Origin of the sequence: Ensifer sp. ENS10, assembly GCF_014852025.1 — a bacterium.
Classification (GTDB): domain Bacteria; phylum Pseudomonadota; class Alphaproteobacteria; order Rhizobiales; family Rhizobiaceae; genus Ensifer.
Genome location: NZ_JACVAS010000062.1, coordinates 1 through 257, shown reverse-complemented (window position 1 = coordinate 257; position 257 = coordinate 1). Strand labels below are relative to the sequence as shown.

Here is a 257-nt window from a genome sequence, read left to right as displayed (position 1 = left end):
GAGGAGACCGCGGTGACGCGCGGGCTGGTCGGTCGCTATGTCGAGACCTACGCGCTTGCCGACGGCAGGCTGGATGTGCGCTGGAAGGGGCATTCCCTAACCTACCGGGTGTTCGACAAGGACCAGCGGGTGACGCATGCGGCGATCACCGAGAACAAGCGGCTCGGTGATGTCCTGGCCTACATCAAGGAGCGTCAGGAGCAGCAGACGAAGCCGGCCTTAAAGACGAACAGCGAGAAGATTGGCTACAAACCGCG

The 257-nt window shown here is 62.6% G+C and carries 1 pseudogene; it reads left to right on the top strand.

What is annotated here, in order from left to right:
* Positions 1–257: pseudogene (locus IB265_RS36375) on the top strand (ISNCY family transposase); the annotation flags it as partial.